Source organism: Acinetobacter sp. NRRL B-65365, assembly GCF_001605865.1.
In the GTDB taxonomy this organism is placed as follows: Bacteria; Pseudomonadota; Gammaproteobacteria; order Pseudomonadales; family Moraxellaceae; genus Acinetobacter; species Acinetobacter vivianii.
In genome coordinates this window covers 77,820-97,178 of sequence record NZ_LRPD01000045.1, presented here as the reverse complement: position 1 = coordinate 97,178, position 19,359 = coordinate 77,820, and the positions used below count along the sequence as shown (strand labels likewise).

General features: G+C 40.6%; 16 protein-coding genes. 9 read left to right on the top strand and 7 right to left on the bottom strand.

Going from position 1 to position 19,359, the window contains the following annotated elements:
* Positions 1-35: 35 nt before the first annotated feature.
* The 3 genes from AWW72_RS15405 to AWW72_RS15395 form a co-directional block, all read right to left on the bottom strand.
* Complete coding sequence (locus AWW72_RS15405) at positions 36-1,004, bottom strand: N5-glutamine methyltransferase family protein (protein WP_062847919.1); 969 nt, start codon at positions 1,002-1,004, stop codon at positions 36-38.
* A gap of 54 nt (positions 1,005-1,058) precedes the next feature.
* Complete coding sequence (locus AWW72_RS15400; protein ID WP_062847918.1) at positions 1,059-1,937, bottom strand: SDR family oxidoreductase; 879 nt, start codon at positions 1,935-1,937, stop codon at positions 1,059-1,061.
* Between the two features lie 147 nt (positions 1,938-2,084).
* Positions 2,085-2,513 (bottom strand): hypothetical protein, encoded by a 429-nt coding sequence (locus AWW72_RS15395; protein ID WP_062847917.1) that lies wholly within the window; start codon positions 2,511-2,513, stop codon positions 2,085-2,087.
* 379 nt (positions 2,514-2,892) lie between these two features.
* Here AWW72_RS15395 and AWW72_RS15390 point away from each other — a divergent pair, with 379 nt between their 5' ends.
* Entirely contained in the window at positions 2,893-4,275 is a 1,383-nt protein-coding gene (locus tag AWW72_RS15390; RefSeq protein ID WP_062847916.1) for a KGG domain-containing protein, read from the top strand.
* A 274-nt stretch (positions 4,276-4,549) separates the two neighbouring features.
* On the opposite strand, the gene AWW72_RS15385 is transcribed toward AWW72_RS15390, so the two are convergent.
* Positions 4,550-5,764 carry an iron-containing alcohol dehydrogenase gene (locus tag AWW72_RS15385; RefSeq protein ID WP_062847915.1) on the bottom strand — a complete coding sequence of 405 codons (1,215 nt, stop codon included), beginning with the start codon at positions 5,762-5,764 and terminating at the stop codon, positions 4,550-4,552.
* 602 nt (positions 5,765-6,366) lie between these two features.
* Between AWW72_RS15385 and AWW72_RS15380 the strand changes: the two genes are divergently transcribed.
* The 5 genes from AWW72_RS15380 to AWW72_RS15360 all read left to right on the top strand — a co-directional run bounded on the left by AWW72_RS15380 (position 6,367) and on the right by AWW72_RS15360 (position 14,006).
* Positions 6,367-7,707, top strand: coding sequence for a sigma 54-interacting transcriptional regulator (locus AWW72_RS15380; RefSeq protein WP_249409179.1), 1,341 nt, complete (start codon positions 6,367-6,369; stop codon positions 7,705-7,707).
* Positions 7,708-7,877: 170 nt separating this feature from the next.
* Positions 7,878-9,830: an alkyl/aryl-sulfatase gene (locus AWW72_RS15375; RefSeq protein WP_062847913.1), complete on the top strand. Its 1,953-nt coding sequence runs from the start codon at positions 7,878-7,880 to the stop codon at positions 9,828-9,830.
* A gap of 72 nt (positions 9,831-9,902) precedes the next feature.
* Entirely contained in the window at positions 9,903-11,273 is a 1,371-nt protein-coding gene (locus AWW72_RS15370; RefSeq protein WP_062847912.1) for an OmpP1/FadL family transporter, read from the top strand.
* Between the two features lie 234 nt (positions 11,274-11,507).
* Complete coding sequence (gene ppk1 / locus AWW72_RS15365; RefSeq protein WP_062847911.1) at positions 11,508-13,583, top strand: polyphosphate kinase 1; 2,076 nt, start codon at positions 11,508-11,510, stop codon at positions 13,581-13,583.
* A 177-nt stretch (positions 13,584-13,760) separates the two neighbouring features.
* Entirely contained in the window at positions 13,761-14,006 is a 246-nt protein-coding gene (locus AWW72_RS15360) for a hypothetical protein (protein ID WP_062847910.1), read from the top strand.
* Positions 14,007-14,052: 46 nt separating this feature from the next.
* Here AWW72_RS15360 and AWW72_RS19565 read toward each other — a convergent pair whose 3' ends face one another.
* Entirely contained in the window at positions 14,053-14,286 is a 234-nt protein-coding gene (locus AWW72_RS19565) for a hypothetical protein (protein ID WP_005257255.1), read from the bottom strand.
* Positions 14,287-14,471: 185 nt separating this feature from the next.
* On the opposite strand from AWW72_RS19565, the gene AWW72_RS15350 reads away from it, so the two are divergent.
* The 3 genes from AWW72_RS15350 (at position 14,472) to hppD (ending at position 17,681) form a co-directional block, all read left to right on the top strand.
* Positions 14,472-15,437, top strand: coding sequence for a 5'/3'-nucleotidase SurE (locus AWW72_RS15350; protein WP_047427039.1), 966 nt, complete (start codon positions 14,472-14,474; stop codon positions 15,435-15,437).
* A gap of 11 nt (positions 15,438-15,448) precedes the next feature.
* Positions 15,449-16,093 (top strand): hypothetical protein, encoded by a 645-nt coding sequence (locus AWW72_RS15345; RefSeq protein ID WP_062847909.1) that lies wholly within the window; start codon positions 15,449-15,451, stop codon positions 16,091-16,093.
* 532 nt (positions 16,094-16,625) lie between these two features.
* On the top strand, positions 16,626-17,681 hold the full coding sequence (gene hppD, locus AWW72_RS15340; protein WP_004771926.1) for a 4-hydroxyphenylpyruvate dioxygenase: 1,056 nt from the start codon (positions 16,626-16,628) through the stop codon (positions 17,679-17,681).
* A 67-nt stretch (positions 17,682-17,748) separates the two neighbouring features.
* On the opposite strand, the gene AWW72_RS15335 is transcribed toward hppD, so the two are convergent.
* Positions 17,749-18,528 carry an IclR family transcriptional regulator gene (locus AWW72_RS15335; protein ID WP_062847908.1) on the bottom strand — a complete coding sequence of 260 codons (780 nt, stop codon included), beginning with the start codon at positions 18,526-18,528 and terminating at the stop codon, positions 17,749-17,751.
* Positions 18,529-18,808: 280 nt separating this feature from the next.
* Positions 18,809-19,357 (bottom strand): VOC family protein, encoded by a 549-nt coding sequence (locus AWW72_RS15330; protein ID WP_005257261.1) that lies wholly within the window; start codon positions 19,355-19,357, stop codon positions 18,809-18,811.
* Positions 19,358-19,359 lie beyond the last annotated feature (2 nt).

Genomic DNA, 19,359 nt, shown 5'->3' with positions numbered 1-19,359 from the left:
TCCGTCATGGAGCTTTTTTTATATCTTTAAAAAAATCAGGCAGCAGAGAGCTTGATCAAAACCACAGCAATTCTTTCAATATGTTGATAGGCTTGTTGTTCAAGTTCTTCCCCAAACACATCAGGGTCAATTTCTTCATAACTGTAGTTAAAGTCTGGATAATCTTGTATCCAGCTATCGACTGCTTCTAAAAACTTATTGCCGTCCTGACTGATCGCTATGCCAGTATATAAAAATAACGTGCCTTGAGGCGTCAGTCTTTTGATTCCTTCGGTGAGAATATTAAAGGATAAATCAGTGCCATCCAGCACATGACCACCGTGCCGATATTGACGTTCATGCAGATCCATCAGGTAAGGAGGATTTGCAAAGATCAGGTCAAAATGCCCCTCCAGATCGGAAAAAAGATTACTCTGTGTGGGGAAAATATTACTCAACCCCGTAAAATCTTTATTCACCTGACTGTAAAACAGTGCTTTAGGATTAATATCCGCAGTAAAAATTTCAGTAGCCTCAGGAATTAACTTAGCAATCGTAATGGCGACAGGCGAAGCACCACAACAAAGTTCCACACTACGCTGTATAACATGTGTCTGGTGGAGTAAGTATTGTTTAAGATGATAATAAAAACGATAAGTATCAGGCCCAAAGAACACCGCATCGGTTTCAAGTGTTGGAAAAGCTGAATGGATAAATAACTTTTCATCCAGAGATGCCACTCGAACTGTACTCAACCATTGCTGATCTTCAAGATGGATCAGGTCGGCATTTTTTAAGATCAGAAAAAGTTGTTGATCCAGAGCTTCAGGATAAAAGGGTAGATTCCAGCCAAAAATATCCTTTAAGCTCCTCGCTGTATTGGATAAGTGTTTCTTGCGCTTCAAAATCCGTTCATGACTAAGCGGTGTAATGACAGTAAAACGATAATGCTGTTCTTCTAAAAAATGGAGTAAATAGTGCAAAGCCCTTTGCTGTATACATTCCATAGTAAAATGCTGATTCATTTTTTAGCCTCTTATTGTTATTAAAAAACCTCCCATAGGAGGTTTTATACTGGCTTAGCCATTGATAATTTCACCGCCGTTCACGTGGATAACCTGTCCTGTAATATAACTGGCATCATCGGAAGCCAAGAATAAGTATGCAGGCGCTACTTCACTTGGTTGGCCCATTCGTCCCATGGGTGTATCCTGACCAAATTTCTCTACCGTTTCTGCATCAAAACTACTTGGAATGAGCGGGGTCCAGATCGGGCCAGGGGCAACACCATTCACACGGATGCCTTTTTTCTGCTTCATGAGATTAGTCGATAAACTGCGGGTAAATGTTGTAATCGCGCCTTTGGTACTGGCATAGTCTATTAACTCATCGTGCCCGTGATAACTGGTAATACTGGTGGTATTAATAATACTGTCTCCTTCTTTTAAATGAGGCAGTACCACTTTAGTTAAATAAAACATCGAGAAAATATTGGTCTTAAAAGTTCTCTCTAATTGTTCATTACTAATATTGATTAAATCTTTTTGCTGAAACTGAACGCCAGCATTATTAACCAAGATATTAATTTTCCCAAAAGCCTTTACAGTCTCCTCAACACACTTTTCTGAGACGTCAGGATCAGTTATATCTTCTTTAAATAGTAAACATTGTCGTCCTTCTTGCTCAACCAGTTGTTTAGTTTTTTCAGCATCTTCTTGTTCTTCCAGATAAATAATTGCGATATCTGCACCTTCACGGGCAAATAATACGGCAATAGAACGGCCTATACCGCTGTCACCACCACTAATCAGTGCAACTTTATCTTTGAGTTTATTGCTGCCTTGATGCGTCGACTTGATGATTTCAGGTTCTGGATGCATCACTTGTTGCTTGCCTGGTTGATGGGGTTGTTCTTGGGCAGGCGCAGAAGTTGGATATTGATTCGGATTGTTGCTCATCTCTAAAGTCCTTTGATTCGATTATTTTTTATCATCTTTAAAAAAGATGTTATTTTCGGTAAGGACAATGTTTTGATTAGTTGGAATTGTATTTATTCCGTAGACGCTAGTAAAAAAATATAAATTTTATCCATTCTCAAATGACTGCTAGACGAGAAATAAAATCTTAATATGGTGACTGGCTATAATATCTTCGACAAGTGTTCTATTTTCAGTATCTTGGGTCCAATTTTCAATGGCTGTGGATTGTTCTAGATTGAGGATTAGTCTAATTATTTTCTCGGCTTCCTGTAATTGTTCGTTATTGATCGATGATCGTTGAGATTCTAGCGCCTTAGGATGTTCGTACTTATCGCTATAAATTTCAATATTTTTCATATTGTTAGTAATGTGTAGAATGCGCTGAAATGGTAATGTAATGTCTTTTTTTTCTACTTTGTAAAACCAGTCCGAATCATATGCCAGCCAGTCGTGGTTATCTGTATCTAAATGAGCCAGCAAAATTTCAGGGCTAAGTAATGTCATAAAGCTAGGTTGTAGTTCCAAATCTGAACTGACTTCCATTTTTTCATTCATTTTAAATCTCCTGAAAATTTATTCAATCGCATCTTTTAATGTCTAAAATTCTATTGTTTCTTTAAATGTGTGCTTTGTATTTTTTTATATCCACTTTAATGATTTTGATTGGGGTTGTAAAAGAATGTTTATTTGTTGTCTTTATTAATGCTTTCTTCTCTGTGTTATTTAAAGCGTAAAAAATATATAGGAAGTTTAAAATATAATACTTAAAAGTTGCTCATATAACATGATGATATCAGTTTTATAAAAAATAAATTGGCAACATTTAAAAGTATTGAAACATAGCAGGGTTAGAGCAAAAGCATTTTATCTCTTATGGTGAATATAGCCGCTATATAACGGTGCATCTATAATTTTAATAGAGGAAGAGATAATCATGGCTAATCAAGATTCTAGACAAGATGATCAAGATAATAATTCAGGTACCTCAAACCGTGGATTCGCCAGCATGGATCCAGATCGCTTACGGGAAATAGCGAGTAAGGGCGGACGCGCAGCCCATGCAAGTGGAAATGCGCATGAATTTACCACCGAAGAAGCCCGTGAGGCTGGACGTATGGCTCATTCACGGGGAAATGCACATGAATTTACTTCAGAAGAAGCGCGTGAAGCCGGTTCTTTAAGTCATAAAAATGGTCGTCGTTCTAGCAGCCGCGATGACGACGATGATTATGATGACCGCGGTAGCAACCGTTCAGGTGGTCGCGGTCGCAGCCGTCGTGATGATGACAATGATTATGATGATCGCGGTGGCAACCATTCAGGTGGTCGTAGTCGTAGCCGTCGTGATGATGACGATGAAGATGATCGTGGTGGCAACCGTTCGGGTGGACGCGGTCGCAGTCGTCGTGATGACGATGATTATGATGATCGCGGTGGCAACCATTCAGGTGGTCGTGGTCGCAGCCGTCGTGATGACGACGATGATTATGATGATCGCGGTGGTAACCGCTCAGGTGGTCGAGGCCGCAGCCGTCGCGATGACGACGATGATTATGATGATCGCGGCAGCAACCGTTCAGGTGGACGCGGTCGCAGCCGTCGCGATGATGACGATGAAGATGATCGCGGTGGTAACCGCTCAGGTGGCCGCGGCCGCAGTCGTCGCGATGACGACGATGAAGATGATCGCGGTGGTAACCGCTCAGGTGGTCGCGGTCGTAGCCGCCGTGATGATGACGATGAAGATGATCGCGGTGGCAACCGTTCAGGTGGACGTGGTCGTAGTCGCCGTGATGATGACGATGAAGATGATCGCGGTAGCAACCGTTCAGGTGGCCGCGGTCGTAGCCGTCGCGATGACGACGATGAAGATGATCATGGTAGCAACCGTTCAGGTGGCCGCGGTCGCAGCCGTCGCGACGACGACGATGAAGATGATCATGGTAGCAACCGTTCAGGTGGCCGCGGTCGCAGCCGTCGCGATGACGACGATGAAGATGATCGTGGTAGCAACCGTTCTAGTGGTCGCGGTCGCAGCCGTCGCGATGACGACGATGAAGATGATCGTGGTAGCAACCGCTCAGGTGGTCGTGGGCGTAGCCGTCGTGATGATGACGATGAAGATGATCGCGGTAGCAACCGTTCAGGTGGCCGCGGTCGTAGCCGTCGCGATGACGACGATGAAGATGATCGCGGTAGCAACCGTTCAGGTGGTCGCGGTCATAGCCGCCGTGATGATGACGATGATTATGATGATCGTGGTAGCCGCGGTCGCGGTAATCAAAAACGTGATGAATACGGACGTTTTACCAGCTAAATTAAGCCGTATTGTTGCATTAAATAATGTACAGGCTTTCTCTGCCTAAGCCATTGTTTAATAAAAAGCTAGGGATATTGAATAAGTATTTTATTCAATATCCTTTTTTAATTGCTATTTCAACTGCTGTAAATCTAAAAAGATATTCTTTCGGTAAAATGAATCGCCCGCTAAAAAAATTCGATTGAACTCGAGATTCCTAGATCAAGTATTCATCGCTTATTTTATATTTGATTGACAGATATACGATCACGGGCAGCTTTTTAGATCAGTTTTATGTGTAGCTTTCCTCAGTAAGTTTATTCTCGTCAATAAGTGCTGGTTTTTGCTCTTGCCAAAGTTGTTGGTAAAGCGTGATGATCTGTTCAATCGTTGGTACGACTGGATTATTTAATGGTGAACCTGAAGCCAATGCTTGTTCAGCCATCGTATGTACGACCTGATCAAAATCACTTTGACTGACACCAAACTCAGCTAAGCTGGGTACTGCCAAATCTCGATTAATCTCGATCAGCGTATCAATGAGCTTCTGATTGGCGACGTCATTCGAATCATCATGATTTGCACATCCGATTGCTTTGGCACATTCTGCATAGCGTTCAGGGGCGGCTTGAATTGAAAAAGCAGTGATTGTAGGTAACAGCATTGCATTCGATAAACCATGAGGCACGTGGAAAAAGGCACCAATCGGTCGGCTCATGCCATGCACCAACGCAACGGAGGCATTGGAAAAGGCAATGCCAGCCAAAGTTGATCCAAGCATCATTTTTTCACGAGCAGATTCATTGCTGGGTTGGTGATACGCTGTTTGCAAATTTGGTCCGATCAATCTCATTGCCGCGATTGCCTGCGCATCACTATATGGACTCGCTTTTTTACTCACATAAGCTTCTATTGCATGGGTAAGTGCATCAATGCTTGTATCTGCTGTGGTTCGGGCAGGCAGTGACATGGTCAGTTCATAATCTATAATTGCTGCAACAGGTAAAAAGCCTAAACCCGCACAGAGCATCTTTTCGCTGGTCAGGTCATTGGTGATGATGGTGAAACGTGTACATTCAGATCCTGTCCCAGCTGTGGTCGGGATGGCAATAATTGGAAGGCCTATTTCATTGACTTGTCGGGGAAATTTATAATCCGCGATGACACCACCGTGCTTGCTTAAAATGCTGATCGCTTTCGCACTATCTATCGGGCTGCCGCCACCAATCGCGATAATGGCATCGTAATCATGGTTTTTGACATGATCAACACCTGCTTCAATCGAGCCAGAGGTAGGTTCGGGAATGGTTTCATCAAAGTAATCACTGTCGATAAGTTCGGCTTTTAATATTTCTTGAATCTGTGCGATGTATCCCAGTGAAACCATCATTTTATCGGTAATGATCAGTGGTTTTTTTGCACCTAAACTATTCAGAATCAGGGGAAGCTTGCTTCGTGCATTTTTGCCAATTTCCATAATCCTTGGCAGATTAATTTGATGAGACATTGTTATTCATCCTATTCTTGATTCTTGTATTTTTATATCCTGATACAGCTTGTATCATTATTTATGTATATATTTTACCCGTATGCAAGTCAAACAAAAAAGGGCGTGGACTTTTCCTCAAAACCCATCATATGCACTCGCGTTCTATTTCTGATGCCCTGATTGCATCTAGCTCTGGCCTAAATTGTATTTCTGTAGGAGCGATGATGTATAAACTTCACTGCTATTCATAGTACATCAACAATAAAAATCATTTTCCAAAATAAGCCTCCTGTATTTGTTCAGTATTTTTATGATGAAAAAAATCATAAATAATGCTTTTTTTCATTAACTTAAAAGTCTTTGTTTTTATATCTGACTGATAATTATGGATAATATGTTTTGGCATCATACTTGCTTAATCAGATTTATTAGTTGAAAGATAAATAATTAAATACCAATATGTTTTTGAAAGCATACAGATGAGATGCTGTAAAACTTAGCAATGTTCTAAATCATCACTTAGAACGGTATTTAGAGATAAGACAATGGACTGGATAAATTTCTTTGATAAGGAAAACTCAAGGGACGTGAGAATTTCAAAAAAAATGTTCATTTCAATTATGGACGCAATTGATGATGGTGTATTTATTACAGATGGGATGGGACAGATCTTATTTGCAAATGATGCCTATTTGATGCTGACGGGTCTGGAACGCAATGATCTGATTGATCATTCCATTCAGGAGCTGGTCAATGCAGGTGTACTCTCGCGCTCTGTTTCACTGGAAGTCATTAAAAGCTGTAAAAAAACCACGATCTTGCAGTCACTAAAAAATGGCAAAGAATTACTGGTTACAGGTCATCCTGTTTTTCATGAAACCACCAATAGCTTGATTGCAGTGATTACTTCTGTACGTGATATTACGGCGTTATTACGGGCTCAAAATGCTCAGCGTGAGCTGGAAGATATTAAAAATACTCAGGAAAAGTACTCTCATTCCAAGCCCTTTGCAGATTTGTTTGAACACTTGAGTGATTCAACCAACCAGATCTATCAACTGGCAGATCGGCTTGCAGCATCTGATATTAAAGTGCTGATTCAAGGCAGCACTGGCACGGGCAAGACCATGTTGGCACGCCATATCCATAATCGTAGCAAAAGGAAAGATAAGCCTTTTCTGGAAATCAATTGTGCCACCATGCCTGACGGTTTATTAGAATCCGAACTGTTTGGCTATGTGCCTGGTGCATTCACAGGCGCATTGCAGAAAGGCAAAAAAGGCTTATTTGAAGCGGTGAATGGCGGCACTTTATTTCTTGATGAAGTGGGGGATTTGCCACTGGCCTTGCAGGCAAAAATATTAAAAGTGATTGAAGATAATCGGTTTATTCCTGTAGGCGGCAGTGATTATATTTATACCGATGTAAGGATTATTTCCGCGACACATCATAATTTACAGGAACTAATGAAGAAGGGAACATTCCGAAATGACCTCTATTATCGACTGTGTGTGGCTAAGTTACATTTAGATGATTTAAAAGATCGTATTAGTGAAATCGAACCTTTAACCAATCATTATCTCAAGTTTTTTAATCATAAATATCAGCTCAATAGAACCTATTCCAAAACGGTCATCCAGATGATGAAGCAGTATTCATGGCCTGGAAATATTCGGGAATTGACTAACTTTATCGAACAGACCGTGGTCATGAGTTTGTCTGATCAGATTCAGCCTTCCGATATTCCAGCCAATATTTTTGATGAACCTCAATCTTTCATTGATGTATCTGCCTCACAACCGACAGAGAGAAATCTAAAAAGACAGGTTGAGGCATTTGAATACGGCATTATTGCCAAAGCACTGACAGAGTTTAAAACCACGCAAAAAGCAGCCCAAGCTTTAGGAATTGATCAATCTACTTTGGTCAAAAAGAGACAACGTTATATGGAGAATTTATAAAAGGATTTAGATCTTTCTGGCATCATAAAAAGGAGAATAGAAGCGGTTAATACATTGTTATTTAAACATAAGTTTTAAGTATATATCTGGTTTTACCTACGGTTTTGAGCATCCTAAGACACATTGAAATATAACAGTGAACGGGATAAAAGAAGTTATAAGGAAGTAATATGAAGATTAAAGTCGTTACAGCGTCATTATTATGTGTTTTACCGTTTTATGTTGGCGCAGCGGATGTCAATGTAGAAAAGGCAGTGATTGAATCTCATGCGCTCTATCAAAATAAATATAATTTACAGGATGAACAAGAGTTTAAAAATGCAGAAAGAGGGCTTGTTGCCAAGCCGAGCGGTCAGATCAAAAATGAACAAGGCGATGTGATCTGGGACTTCGATGCCTTTAATTTTATTAGCGGTGCTGCCCCTGATACGGTAAATCCGAGTCTATGGCGCCAAGCCAAGTTAAATAATAATGCGGGCTTGTTTAAGGTGACAGATGGTGTTTGGCAGATTCGCGGTTTTGATCTAGCCAATATGACCATTATTCAAGGGAAAACAGGCTGGATTATTGTTGATACTTTAACAGCAAAAGAAACGGCTGATGCTGCGATCAAGTTTGCTCGACAATATTTGGGCGATCAAAAAATTTCGGCAATTATTTTTACCCATAGTCATGTGGATCACTTCGGTGGTGCGCTAGGCGTGATTTCAGCTGAAGAGTTGAAGCAAAGAAAGATACCGATTGTTGCACCAGAAGGCTTTATGGAAGAGGCCACCAGTGAAAATATAATGGCGGGTCCTGCGATGACGCGCCGTGCCAGCTATATGTATGGAACATATTTGCCTAAACGTATCGATGGTCTAGTCGATAATGGTCTGGGGAAGGCGGTCGCTGTCGGACAAATGGGAATTTTAGAACCGAATAAATTGATTACACAGCCAGAACAGAAGCTCAAGATCGATGGTCTGGATTTCGTTTTTTATAATGTACCCAGCTCAGAAGCACCGTCAGAACTGACATTCTCCATTCCTTCGCTGAAACTCTACAATGGCGCGGAGATTCTGTCGCATACGTTGCATAACCTTTATACCTTGAGAGGGGCAAAAGTCCGCGATACCTTAAAGTGGGTGGGTTATTTAAATCAGGCGCTAGAACAAACCAAAAATTCGGAAGTCTTTGTTGCCCAGCATCACTGGCCAGTTTGGGGCAATGCCAATATTCAGGACTTTATTAAAACACAAAGAGATGTTTATAAGTTTATCCATGATCAGACGGTTCGTTATATGAACTCAGGGCTAAATGGTGCGGAAATCGCTGAAAAAATTAAACTGCCACCAGAGCTGGATCAGAAATTATATGTACATGGTTATTACGGTACTTTAAAGCACAACGCCAAAGCGGTATATCAATACTATATGGGCTGGTTTGATGCGAATCCTTCCAATCTTGATCCATTGCCCCCTAGAGATGCGGCAAAGAAATATATTGAGCTTGCTGGAGGAGAGGCTAACGCACTAAAAAATGCCCAGAAAGCTTATGACCAAGCGGAGTATCGATGGGCAGCAGAAGTATTAAAACATCTGGTCTTTAACAACCCTGACAATGCTCAGGCGAGACAGCTGCTTGCTAAAACATACCGTCAACTTGGATACACTGCGGAAGCGTCAACCTGGCGTAATTTCTATTTAATGGGGGCGCAAGAATTGCAAGGCCAGCCGATAGTTAAAAATACCTCGAGTCGTTTAGGTTTACTGATTCATACGCCAACCGAAAGATTTTTGGAGGCTATGGCTACCAATCTGGATGTCGAAAATTTAAAAAATGAAAATCAGTGCCTGAATCTGGTCTTAACTGATCGCAATGAAAGCTTTGCATTGCGGATCGAGAATTCAGTCATGCTGTTTGAAAAAATAGAGCGTAATCGTTTACCAGCCGACTGTCCGACATTAAGCCTCACCAAGCTTTCGTATTTGAGACTGATCAGTGGTGAAACCAATCCTGCCAAACTGCTGCAATCTAAAGACAGCGAGATAAAGGGCAATCCGATGAAAGTTGGACAATTCTTTGCGCTATTTAAAAAACCGACGCCTAATTTTCCAATTTTGACTCGACCAGACTATTAATTAATATTTTAAGAAAATCAAAGGGAGTAGAGCAATAAAAAAGCTCCCTTTCATTCTACAAGGAAATGTAAAATGAATCATAAAATCAATTATTTACTGTTAATAGTTTTTTCAACACAAGTAAATGCCGCTGCTTTTGATCGAAATGGACAATCCATTTCAGCCTTTTTGCAGCCAGGAAATTATTTTGAAGCAGGCTTATCAGTCACGGATAGCTCCCTACAAGGGCAAGAAGCGGGTATCAATGCTTCACGTCAATCGATCTCTGATATTGCAAATTCAAGTTACTGGCCCTCAGCCGCATTAAAACTACAACTCGCGCCAAAGTTTTCTTTTGGTTTTATTTATGATGAACCTTTTGGGTCAGATACGGAGTATTCAGGTAATAACAGCTTTGTCGCCACCTCAAATGATATTGTTTTATTGCCAGGGATGATGACCACGAGAATTGCCCAAACGACCTCCAATAACGCGCCAACAGGCAATACCAAATCCAGCTTTGATATTCAGAATTTAAGTTTCATTTTTGGTTATCAGCCCAATAAAAACTGGAATTTTTATCTCGGCCCGACCTATGAAAATTTTAAGAGTCAGGTTGAACTTAGAGGTGCGGTGTTCAGCCTCTATAATGGCTATGATTTTCACAGCAAAGCCGTAGGTGACTGGGGCTGGTTGGCTGGTTTTGCGTATCAGATTCCAGAAAAAGGCCTGAAAGCCTCATTAACCTATCGTTCTGAAATAGAACATAAAGTCAATGCAACTGAAAATGCGCCGTTGATTGATATGTTAAGTACTCAGCAAGGACGTGATCTGGTCGACCAGCATTTAAGTTATATGGTTTCGATTGGGAAAATGACCGAGCAGAATAAAGCAGCACTCAACCATATTGTGGCTGAACTGCCGAATGCAAATAGCTCTGGAACCACCAAGTTCAAGACACCGGATTCCGTTAATCTTGAGTTCCAAACTGGCTTGCGCCCAGGAACATTGTTATTTGGTAATGTACGCTGGGTGAACTGGAGTGACTTTTCTTTTCAGCCTTATCGTTTTGGCGAAATTTCCAAGATTGTGGGTAGTTTGTCTACGCCAAGTCGACCAGATGGTTTTAATTTAGTTCGTTATTATGATGATCAATGGTCAGCAAATCTTGGGCTAGGACAAAAACTTTCTCAGAAATGGTTTGCTTCGATGTCGGTTGGGTGGGATTCAGGGGCTGGGGAGAAAGTGTCAAGTGGTGGGCCTGTGAAAGGCTACTATAATGTTGGGATTGGTGCACAATATAGTCCCATAGCTCAAACTTTTATTTCAGGTGGCGTGAAATATTTCTGGCTGGGTGATGCAAAAGCACAACTGGGTGCACAGGCTGGCAGTGATTATTACGTGGCTGAGTTTAGTCAAAATCACTCCATCGGATATGGTCTTAAACTGGGTTATAAATTTTAGACCTTAGACAGGGAGATGTTTTAATCGTAGTGTTGTTTTGAACCGCTATTGATTCATCTCTTTCATTTGGTCTCGTATCTTTTTAACTTGAACGAGATCAAATGGTTTGTTTTTTGGGCAAGCAATTTATTTATGTCATTAATCTGCAATATATTTTTAAGAAAATAGGAGATTGAAAAATCCGTTTCCAGTTGCTTTATCGCAAAGTAATTTATATATAAAAAAGAGTAATCAATGACCTCACTGCATGCACTCAAAAATGCTCAAGAACATAGTTTAGAAACATATCTAAATCGAGAGTTGTCGCTATTAGAGTTTCATAAACGTGTGCTTGCACAGGCAAAAGATGTTGAACATCCGCTACTGGAACGACTTAATTTTTTAATTATTTTCTCTCGCAATTTAGACGAATTTTTTGAAATCCGCGTTGCCAGTCTGCTACAACAAATCAATATGTCGACTCAGGTCACAGGGCCAGATGGAATGCCGCTTGCAGAGGTGTTGCAGCAAATTTCTAAAGTGGTTCATGAGGCGGTAGAAGAACAATATAAGATACTGAATTATACGATTTTGCCCCAGTTACAAGGTCATGGCGTACATTACATACAACATACCGATATTCTGGAAAAGCATAAGGCTTGGATCAAAGATTATTTCTACAGTGAAGTACAGCCTGTAGTCACACCGATCAGTCTGGACCCGGCTCATCCATTTCCACGATTAGCCAATAAAAGTCTGAACTTTATTGTTACCTTGGAAGGCAAGGATGCATTTGGCCGTGAAATTGATTTAGCGATTGTACCCGCACCAAGATCTTTACCTCGACTGGTAAAATTACCTCATCATGTTTCGGGTAGCGCAGAACACTATATTTTACTGTCGGCGATTATTCAGGAACATATCTCTGACTTGTTTCCCGGCATGAAGGCAACAGGTTGTTATCAATTCCGTGTCACCCGAAATGCTGATTTAACAGTATCAGAAGATGTCGAAGATTTAGCGGTGGCATTAAAAGGTGAGCTGTCTGCAAGACGTTTTGGGCGTGCCGTCCGACTTGAAGTCAATAAAAACTGTCCAGATCATATTGCTGATTATTTACTGGAACAATTTGAACTCGAAAAAGAACATTTATATTTTGTTGATGGCCCTGTCAATCTGGCGCGTTTTATCTCAAATTTTGATTTACCGGAATTACGCTTTAAGCCTTATCTACAAAAGATTCCTAAAGCACTTTATAGCAAAAAGCCAATCTTTGATGTGCTCAAGGCAGGCGATGTACTGTTACACCATCCATTTGACAGTTTTGCTCCTGTGATCAAGCTTTTGCGGGATGCTGCCTATGATCCAAATGTTCTGGCGATTAAGCAAACGCTTTACCGAAGTGGAGCGGATTCCGAGATTGTGAAAATCCTTGCCGAAGCTGCAAGAAATGGTAAAGAAGTCACCGCTGTCATTGAGCTAAGAGCGCGATTTGACGAAGAATCAAATATTGAAGTGGCGAATGTATTGCAAGAGGCAGGTGCGGTTGTTGTTTATGGCATCGTTGGTTATAAAACACATGCAAAAATGATTCTGGTGGTGCGTCGCGAGCAAGACAAGATTAAACGTTATGTACATTTGGGTACGGGAAATTATCACGCAACCAATGCAAAAATTTATACAGATTATGGGCTACTCACGGGTGACGATGACATTTGCGAAGATGTCCATAAGGTCTTTCAGGAATTGACGGGCATGGGGAAAATGGCCAAGTTAAAGAAGCTTTTCCATGCACCTTTTACCTTACATGCACAACTGATTGATCTGATTCAGCAAGAAATCGAAAACAGCAAAGCGGGTAAAAAAGCGCATATCATGATTAAGGTCAATGCATTGACTGAAGCACAATTGATTCATGCACTTTATAAAGCATCACAGGCGGGAGTGCAGGTTGATCTGATCATTCGTTCCATCTGCTGTCTAAGACCGCAAGTGAAAGGGCTTTCGGAGAATATCCGTGTTCGATCGATCGTGGGGCGCTATTTAGAACATACTCGTGTTTACTATTTCTATAATGATGGTGATGCTAAGCTGTATTGCGCCAGTGCGGACTGGATGGGACGTAATCTGTTTTCCCGCATCGAAACCTGCTTCCCGATTGAAGACAAGAAACTCAAGAAATTGATTATCGAAGATGGCTTGAATAATTATCTCAAGGACAACCGCCGTGCCTGGGAGCTTCAAGCAGACGGGATCTGGACGCAATGTCAGCCTAAACCAAATCAGGCTGTGCATATCGCTCAGCGTTACCTGATGGATAGAGAATTTTAATCAAATTCTATTGGTCATTGAACTGTCATAACATCAGATTATTCTAATTCTATAAGAACAAGAAACAGTTGGTTAGAGCATAAAAATAATAATTTTGATGTTTTCTGACACAACATTCTGATGGCTTCTGAACCCACTTCGGTGGGTTTTTATTTCATAAGGGGTAAAATGTAAAGTATGGTTGAGCAAGACAACACAACAAGCTTAAATAGAAGACGAAATACGCGTCAAAGTTATCAACTCTTTGTCGCGTATAAACAGTTTCTGCAAGAAAAGAAGCGGCAGAATGATGAAAATAGTCGCTTAATTTTTATTGTCAATTATCTGGAAAAGATTAATTTTGAATTATATGGCATGGATGGCAAAGAACAGCTGATTGCTGAACTGGAAAAATATTATAACGAAAATGAAATTCTGATTTAAACGTATAAATTGCAGACTTAATGATCTGTATTTTTTGGCTAGAACATCATTCTAGCTCAAGTTGATAATCATCTTTAGTGACCTTAATCTTTATCTTTTTATACCTTCTTTTATTTGGATTTAATGCTGAATCTGTCACTTCTGTGGCAAAGTTCGAGTTGCCCATAAGATGATAATAGGCTTTATAACCGATTAAAATTTTTTGTGGTCTGGCACCATGCTCATGGCTATAAGAATCAATAAGTTGGGTCAGTTTTTCAAAGGTTGATATCTCGTTCATAGTTCAATTATCGCTGTGGTCTTTATCAATTATTTATTTAAACTAATCGAACTTTGTTAAGAATTTAAGACAGCGAATAGAATCTGAATCAGGTGGTTTGCTAAAGCTCTTGCTCGAATACGTCATAAATTTTTCATATTTCAACACTATTGTTTCTGGCGAATATTTTGAATAGTGATAGGACGATGAAAAAGAGTTTTTGGGGTGGATTAATTTTAGCTGCATGTTCGACGCAGACTTTTGCTTTAAATATTTTAATTGTCAATGATGATGGCTTAACCAGTAATGTCAAAGCGCTTTATGATGAGTTAAAAGCCAATGGTCATAGTGTGGCTGTATCTGTGCCATGTTCACCACAAAGCGGACGTGGTGGGGCAATTGTGATGTACAGCGCTAGCGTAATTTCGGCGGATAATGATAAGCAGATTGCGGCTGAAAATGGTTGCCATAATGGGGCGGCGGCGATTGGCGCACCAGCAGCAGGTGCTTTTACCAAAGCAGGTTATACCAATGGGGACTGGAGTTATGTGCACGGCACACCCGTCATGGCAACTGCTTATGGTCTGGATGTCGTTGCCAATAAGCGCTGGGGCAAAGCACCTGATCTTGTCTTGTCAGGGCCAAATGAAGGACAGAATGTTGGTCGGGTTGTGGTTCATTCGGGCACGATTGGTAATGTACAGTTTTCGGCAGCTCGAGGAATTCCTTCGATTGCCTTAAGTGCAGATCCAAATACGGTGGATGATAAGACTTTAAATAATGCCAATTCCGTGATTGTGGCAAAACAGACAGTCGTATTATTGAAAGAGCTGCAAAATAAAGCCGGTCAGGGTGCTTTGTTACCTAAAGGCATTACCTTGAATGTCAACTTTCCAAAGAACTTAAGCACCAGCACGCCGTTCGCGTTCTCGAAAATTGGTAGCTATGACTTGTATAACTTTAATTTTAAAGTCAGCAAAGATGATAAAGGCGGCAATCAATACGGTTTAGGTTTTGGCATTAATTCCAATGCACCAACAGCAGCACAAGCAACAGATGAAAGTGCTGTTGTACAAAGCAAGATTGCAGTGACTGCAATGCAAGTGGCCTATGACCATCGTCCTGCAGCGCAAGAATGGCTAAAGATCCGTCTTAAGAACCTGTTCAAGTAAGGGGAAGGCCAATGCAACGTTGTTTATGGATATTACTTCTTGGCTTAGCCTTGAGCGCTTGTCATGATGACAATAATGATCGACAAGAACAGCCAGCCGAGAAGTCAGAGCCAGTTCCTGCATTAGCAGTGGGTACTTATTCGGTTAGTATCGAAACCGATCAGGAATTACCTACAGTAGGTAAATACTATTCAGGTACGGATGGCACCAAGCTGGTGGTTTTAAATGATGAGCAAGATCGCGCTCAGATTGTGATGCATTATGATGTAGCAACTAAAACATGGCACAGCAATCAAAGCGATAAAAATCTCAAACTTGAATTTGCCCATTATGAAAAAATTGCTGATCAAAAGCTAAGTTTGAATGAGCTGGTGGGAAGCTATACCTTATCTTTGGCTGACGGCAGTTCGATTCCTGTTGAGGTAAAAGCTCAAGGACAAATGATTTCACTTGATCAAAACTGTAGCTTCACAGCAAAAATCAGTGAGAGTTCATTGGCAAATACTGCAAGTTATCAATTCACTGAAAATAAATGTGCAGCCTTAAAAAATAATGAAAAAGGTTATGTCGTAGTCGATCAGGATCTGGAGCCTGCTGCTTTTAGATTGTTATCGGATACGGTTGATTCCAAAGATCTTTGGGCATTTCCATCTTAAAATAAGCGCATCCCGATAATATCTTGTCGGGATGCTTCTCATCTTCTATCTCCCTCATCTCGCTACCTCCTTTGTTTTGCTTCAAAATCATATTCTGCTTCTAAGGTGCTGACTTTTTGAGCTTGAGACCAATGTCTGATTTAGTTGGAGGCATTTTTCTTTTTAAATTCTGCCTTCTAGTAGCTACTGCTTCGAATTGAGTTAAAACACGTTATATATGACAAGAAAAAACCAGCAAATTACACATAACATAATTTAATTATGTATTGCATAAATTTAATCTTTCTTGTAGCATGAATTTATGGTTGAGGGCCTATGCAAAGAAAGTTCATACTTTATGGTTGCATTGGCTTACTTATGGAAGGAAAGGTTTCAACACGGATGCTTTTAACATACTTATAAAAACACCTGTGACCTTTTCTAAAAGTAATGCGTATAAGTGCTGATTTGTTGAGTGAGCTGAGATTAGCCAAAACAAAATACGGTACTTTGCATTAACAACGGATGAATTTATCTAAATAAGGGAAACTAGATGGACATTTTAGATAACCCATTAGAACTATGTGGTTTTGCTTTTATTGAATTTGTTTCGACGGAAAATGGATTAGACCAAATCTTTGAAACAATTGGCTTTACCAAGGTGGCGAAGCATAAATCTAAAAAAGTTTATTTATGGCGTCAGGGTAATATCAATATCATTTTGAATTACCAGCCAGAATCTTATGCTTCATTCTTCTTTAAAGAACATGGCCCGTCAGCATGTGCAATGGGCTTTAGAACCCGTGATGCAGCGAAGGCATTTAAAAATGCAATCGAACTGGGCGCAGAGCCGATGTACTCGCAAGCTGGCCCAATGGAATTGAATATTCCTGCGATTAAAGGAATTGGTGGAATGCCAATTTTCCTGGTAGATCGTGATATTTATGAAAATGACTTTGTTTTCTTTGATGATGTCGAGCGTAATCCAAAAGGTGCGGGCTTAAACGAAATCGACCATTTAACCCACAACGTTTATAAAGGACGTATGGAATATTGGGCGAACTTCTATGAAAAAATCTTTAATTTTCAGGAAATTCGTTACTTCGACATTAAAGGCGAATATACAGGTTTGACTTCGAAAGCGTTGACTGCACCCGATGGCATGATTCGTATTCCATTAAATGAAGATTCAGACAAGGGCAATGGTCAAATTGCCGAGTTCTTGGCGGACTTTAATGGTGAAGGTATTCAACATATTGCCTTTATTACCGATGATCTGCTTTCAACATGGGATAAGTTAAAAGGTATGGGTATGCAGTTTATGACCGCGCCACCTGAAACTTATTATGAAATGTTGAAAGACCGTTTACCGGATCATGGCGAGCCAACTGAAGAACTGCAAAAACGCGGTATCTTACTGGATGGCAATACCAAAGATGGTCAGAAAAAACTGTTATTACAGATTTTCTCTCAAAACATGCTTGGGCCAGTTTTCTTTGAATTTATTCAACGCAAAGATGATGACGGTTTTGGTGAAGGCAACTTTAAGGCACTATTTGAGTCGATCGAACGTGACCAGATTCGCCGTGGTGTGTTAGAAGCAAAATAAGCTAAAACTGAAAAAAACGAAAAAGCCAAGAAGTTTACTTCTTGGCTTTTTTATGGATGAATAAAAATTAACGAGTTTGAATATACTGGTTGATCGCAGCCACTTCACGTTTAAATAGTTCCAATTTTTCACTGCCTTCCTGCACCGAGAAGAACATTTCACTGTCCAGTGCAACAATACAAAACTCCATCGAGTGATGTGCATTAAAAATTGGTAAACCCACTGCATTGATTCCGACCAGCAAGTCGCCTTGTGCAATCGCCATGCCGTGTTGTAGTGTAGTTTGTTTAAGCGCAAGGAACCCATCCCAATTACTTGGTTTGATCGGGTAGTGGTTTTGTGTCGCTTTTTCCCATTCAGCCAGCATAAGCGGCTTAATGATGGCCTCAGGCATATATGAAGCAAATACGCGCCCAGCAGCGGAGTTGATTAACGGCATAACCGAGCCCACTTTGGTGACGATGGAAATCGGGTGGTTTGACTCAATTGATTGTACTACTAATGGGCCTCTAGGCGACCATTTACTGATCTGGATACCGCAACCGATCTTGTTTTGTAATTCGTAAATAAGATGCTGTACCAGTTGTAATACATCGGTATGCTGAATGCAGTTTAAACCCAGACGCCATGCCTGATCACCTAAGGCATATTGGCCATCTTCAAGCTGTTTTGCATAGTTCATGCGGATCAGGCTGACCAGATAGCGGTGAACTTTGGCAGGATGCATATCCAGTCGGCTAGATAATTCTTTTAATATAATCGGTTTATTGTGTTCCAAAAGGGCATTGAGTACGGCTAGACCGACCTCAAGTGATTGAACCCCACCAGATAACTTTTCTTCAATCATTCAATAACCCTTAATCTGCATACATTTAGCTGTGTGCGTTTACTGTCAATATTTAGTGTTACATGCAGCACATAATGCCTGAGCATGACCTAAAATAGAAATCATCTTTTTAAATGATTTAAATAGGTGAATTGTATAAGCATACAATTGTTTTTAATCACCTTACACTATATTCGTATCATAAGCATAAGCCATAAAAAGCGTATACATGCCTTATATTCAGGCAATAAAAATCGGCATTGAAGCGATAGAACCCCAATGCCGAGCGTTTGAGCCTGAATTATGCTCCTAGCTCATCTTCATGCAAGAAGTGAGTATGGTGTGGAGCACGTTTGGTACGGCTCCATTCATCCAGCATTTCCATTTTCATTTCTTCTGTAATGCGTGAGATTTTGGCATTTGCGTGCACATCGTTATAGGTCAGTTCCAGACGATGACCATTTGGATCGAAGAAGTAAATTGAATGGAAAATACCATGATTGGTAACGCCTAATACTTTGACATCATTGGCTTCAAGATGTGCTTTTGCTGCTAATAATGCATTTTGGTCTTCAACTTCAAAGGCAATATGTTGAACCCACTGTGGGGTATTCTCATCACGTCCCATTTCTGGTTGGGTCGGTAATTCAAAAAATGCCAGTACATTGCCTTGTCCAGCATCGAGAAATAGATGCATATAAGGATCAAAGGCTTTGGTAGAAGGGACATGGTCTTCAGCAAATGCCAGAATGAAATCCATGTTGAGCATTTTTTTATACCATTCCACAGTCTCTTTAGCATCTTTACAGCGATAGGCCACGTGGTGAATTTTTTTAATTGCAAAGCTCATGA

What these genes read in the sequence shown, in the direction of transcription:
- AWW72_RS15335 (WP_062847908.1), bottom strand. Translation starts at nt 18,528, where the DNA reads ATGATTGAAGAAAAGTTATCTGGTGGGGTTCAATCACTTGAGGTCGGT.
- AWW72_RS15345 (WP_062847909.1), top strand. Translation starts at nt 15,449, where the DNA reads ATGCAACGTTGTTTATGGATATTACTTCTTGGCTTAGCCTTGAGCGCT.
- AWW72_RS15360 (WP_062847910.1), top strand. Translation starts at nt 13,761, where the DNA reads ATGGTTGAGCAAGACAACACAACAAGCTTAAATAGAAGACGAAATACG.
- AWW72_RS15400 (WP_062847918.1), bottom strand. Translation starts at nt 1,937, where the DNA reads ATGAGCAACAATCCGAATCAATATCCAACTTCTGCGCCTGCCCAAGAA.
- ppk1 (WP_062847911.1), top strand. Translation starts at nt 11,508, where the DNA reads ATGACCTCACTGCATGCACTCAAAAATGCTCAAGAACATAGTTTAGAA.
- hppD (WP_004771926.1), top strand. Translation starts at nt 16,626, where the DNA reads ATGGACATTTTAGATAACCCATTAGAACTATGTGGTTTTGCTTTTATT.
- AWW72_RS15390 (WP_062847916.1), top strand. Translation starts at nt 2,893, where the DNA reads ATGGCTAATCAAGATTCTAGACAAGATGATCAAGATAATAATTCAGGT.
- AWW72_RS15375 (WP_062847913.1), top strand. Translation starts at nt 7,878, where the DNA reads ATGAAGATTAAAGTCGTTACAGCGTCATTATTATGTGTTTTACCGTTT.
- AWW72_RS15385 (WP_062847915.1), bottom strand. Translation starts at nt 5,764, where the DNA reads ATGTCTCATCAAATTAATCTGCCAAGGATTATGGAAATTGGCAAAAAT.
- AWW72_RS15330 (WP_005257261.1), bottom strand. Translation starts at nt 19,357, where the DNA reads ATGAGCTTTGCAATTAAAAAAATTCACCACGTGGCCTATCGCTGTAAA.
- AWW72_RS15380 (WP_249409179.1), top strand. Translation starts at nt 6,367, where the DNA reads ATGGACGCAATTGATGATGGTGTATTTATTACAGATGGGATGGGACAG.
- AWW72_RS19565 (WP_005257255.1), bottom strand. Translation starts at nt 14,286, where the DNA reads ATGAACGAGATATCAACCTTTGAAAAACTGACCCAACTTATTGATTCT.
- AWW72_RS15370 (WP_062847912.1), top strand. Translation starts at nt 9,903, where the DNA reads ATGAATCATAAAATCAATTATTTACTGTTAATAGTTTTTTCAACACAA.
- AWW72_RS15350 (WP_047427039.1), top strand. Translation starts at nt 14,472, where the DNA reads ATGAAAAAGAGTTTTTGGGGTGGATTAATTTTAGCTGCATGTTCGACG.
- AWW72_RS15395 (WP_062847917.1), bottom strand. Translation starts at nt 2,513, where the DNA reads ATGAATGAAAAAATGGAAGTCAGTTCAGATTTGGAACTACAACCTAGC.
- AWW72_RS15405 (WP_062847919.1), bottom strand. Translation starts at nt 1,004, where the DNA reads ATGAATCAGCATTTTACTATGGAATGTATACAGCAAAGGGCTTTGCAC.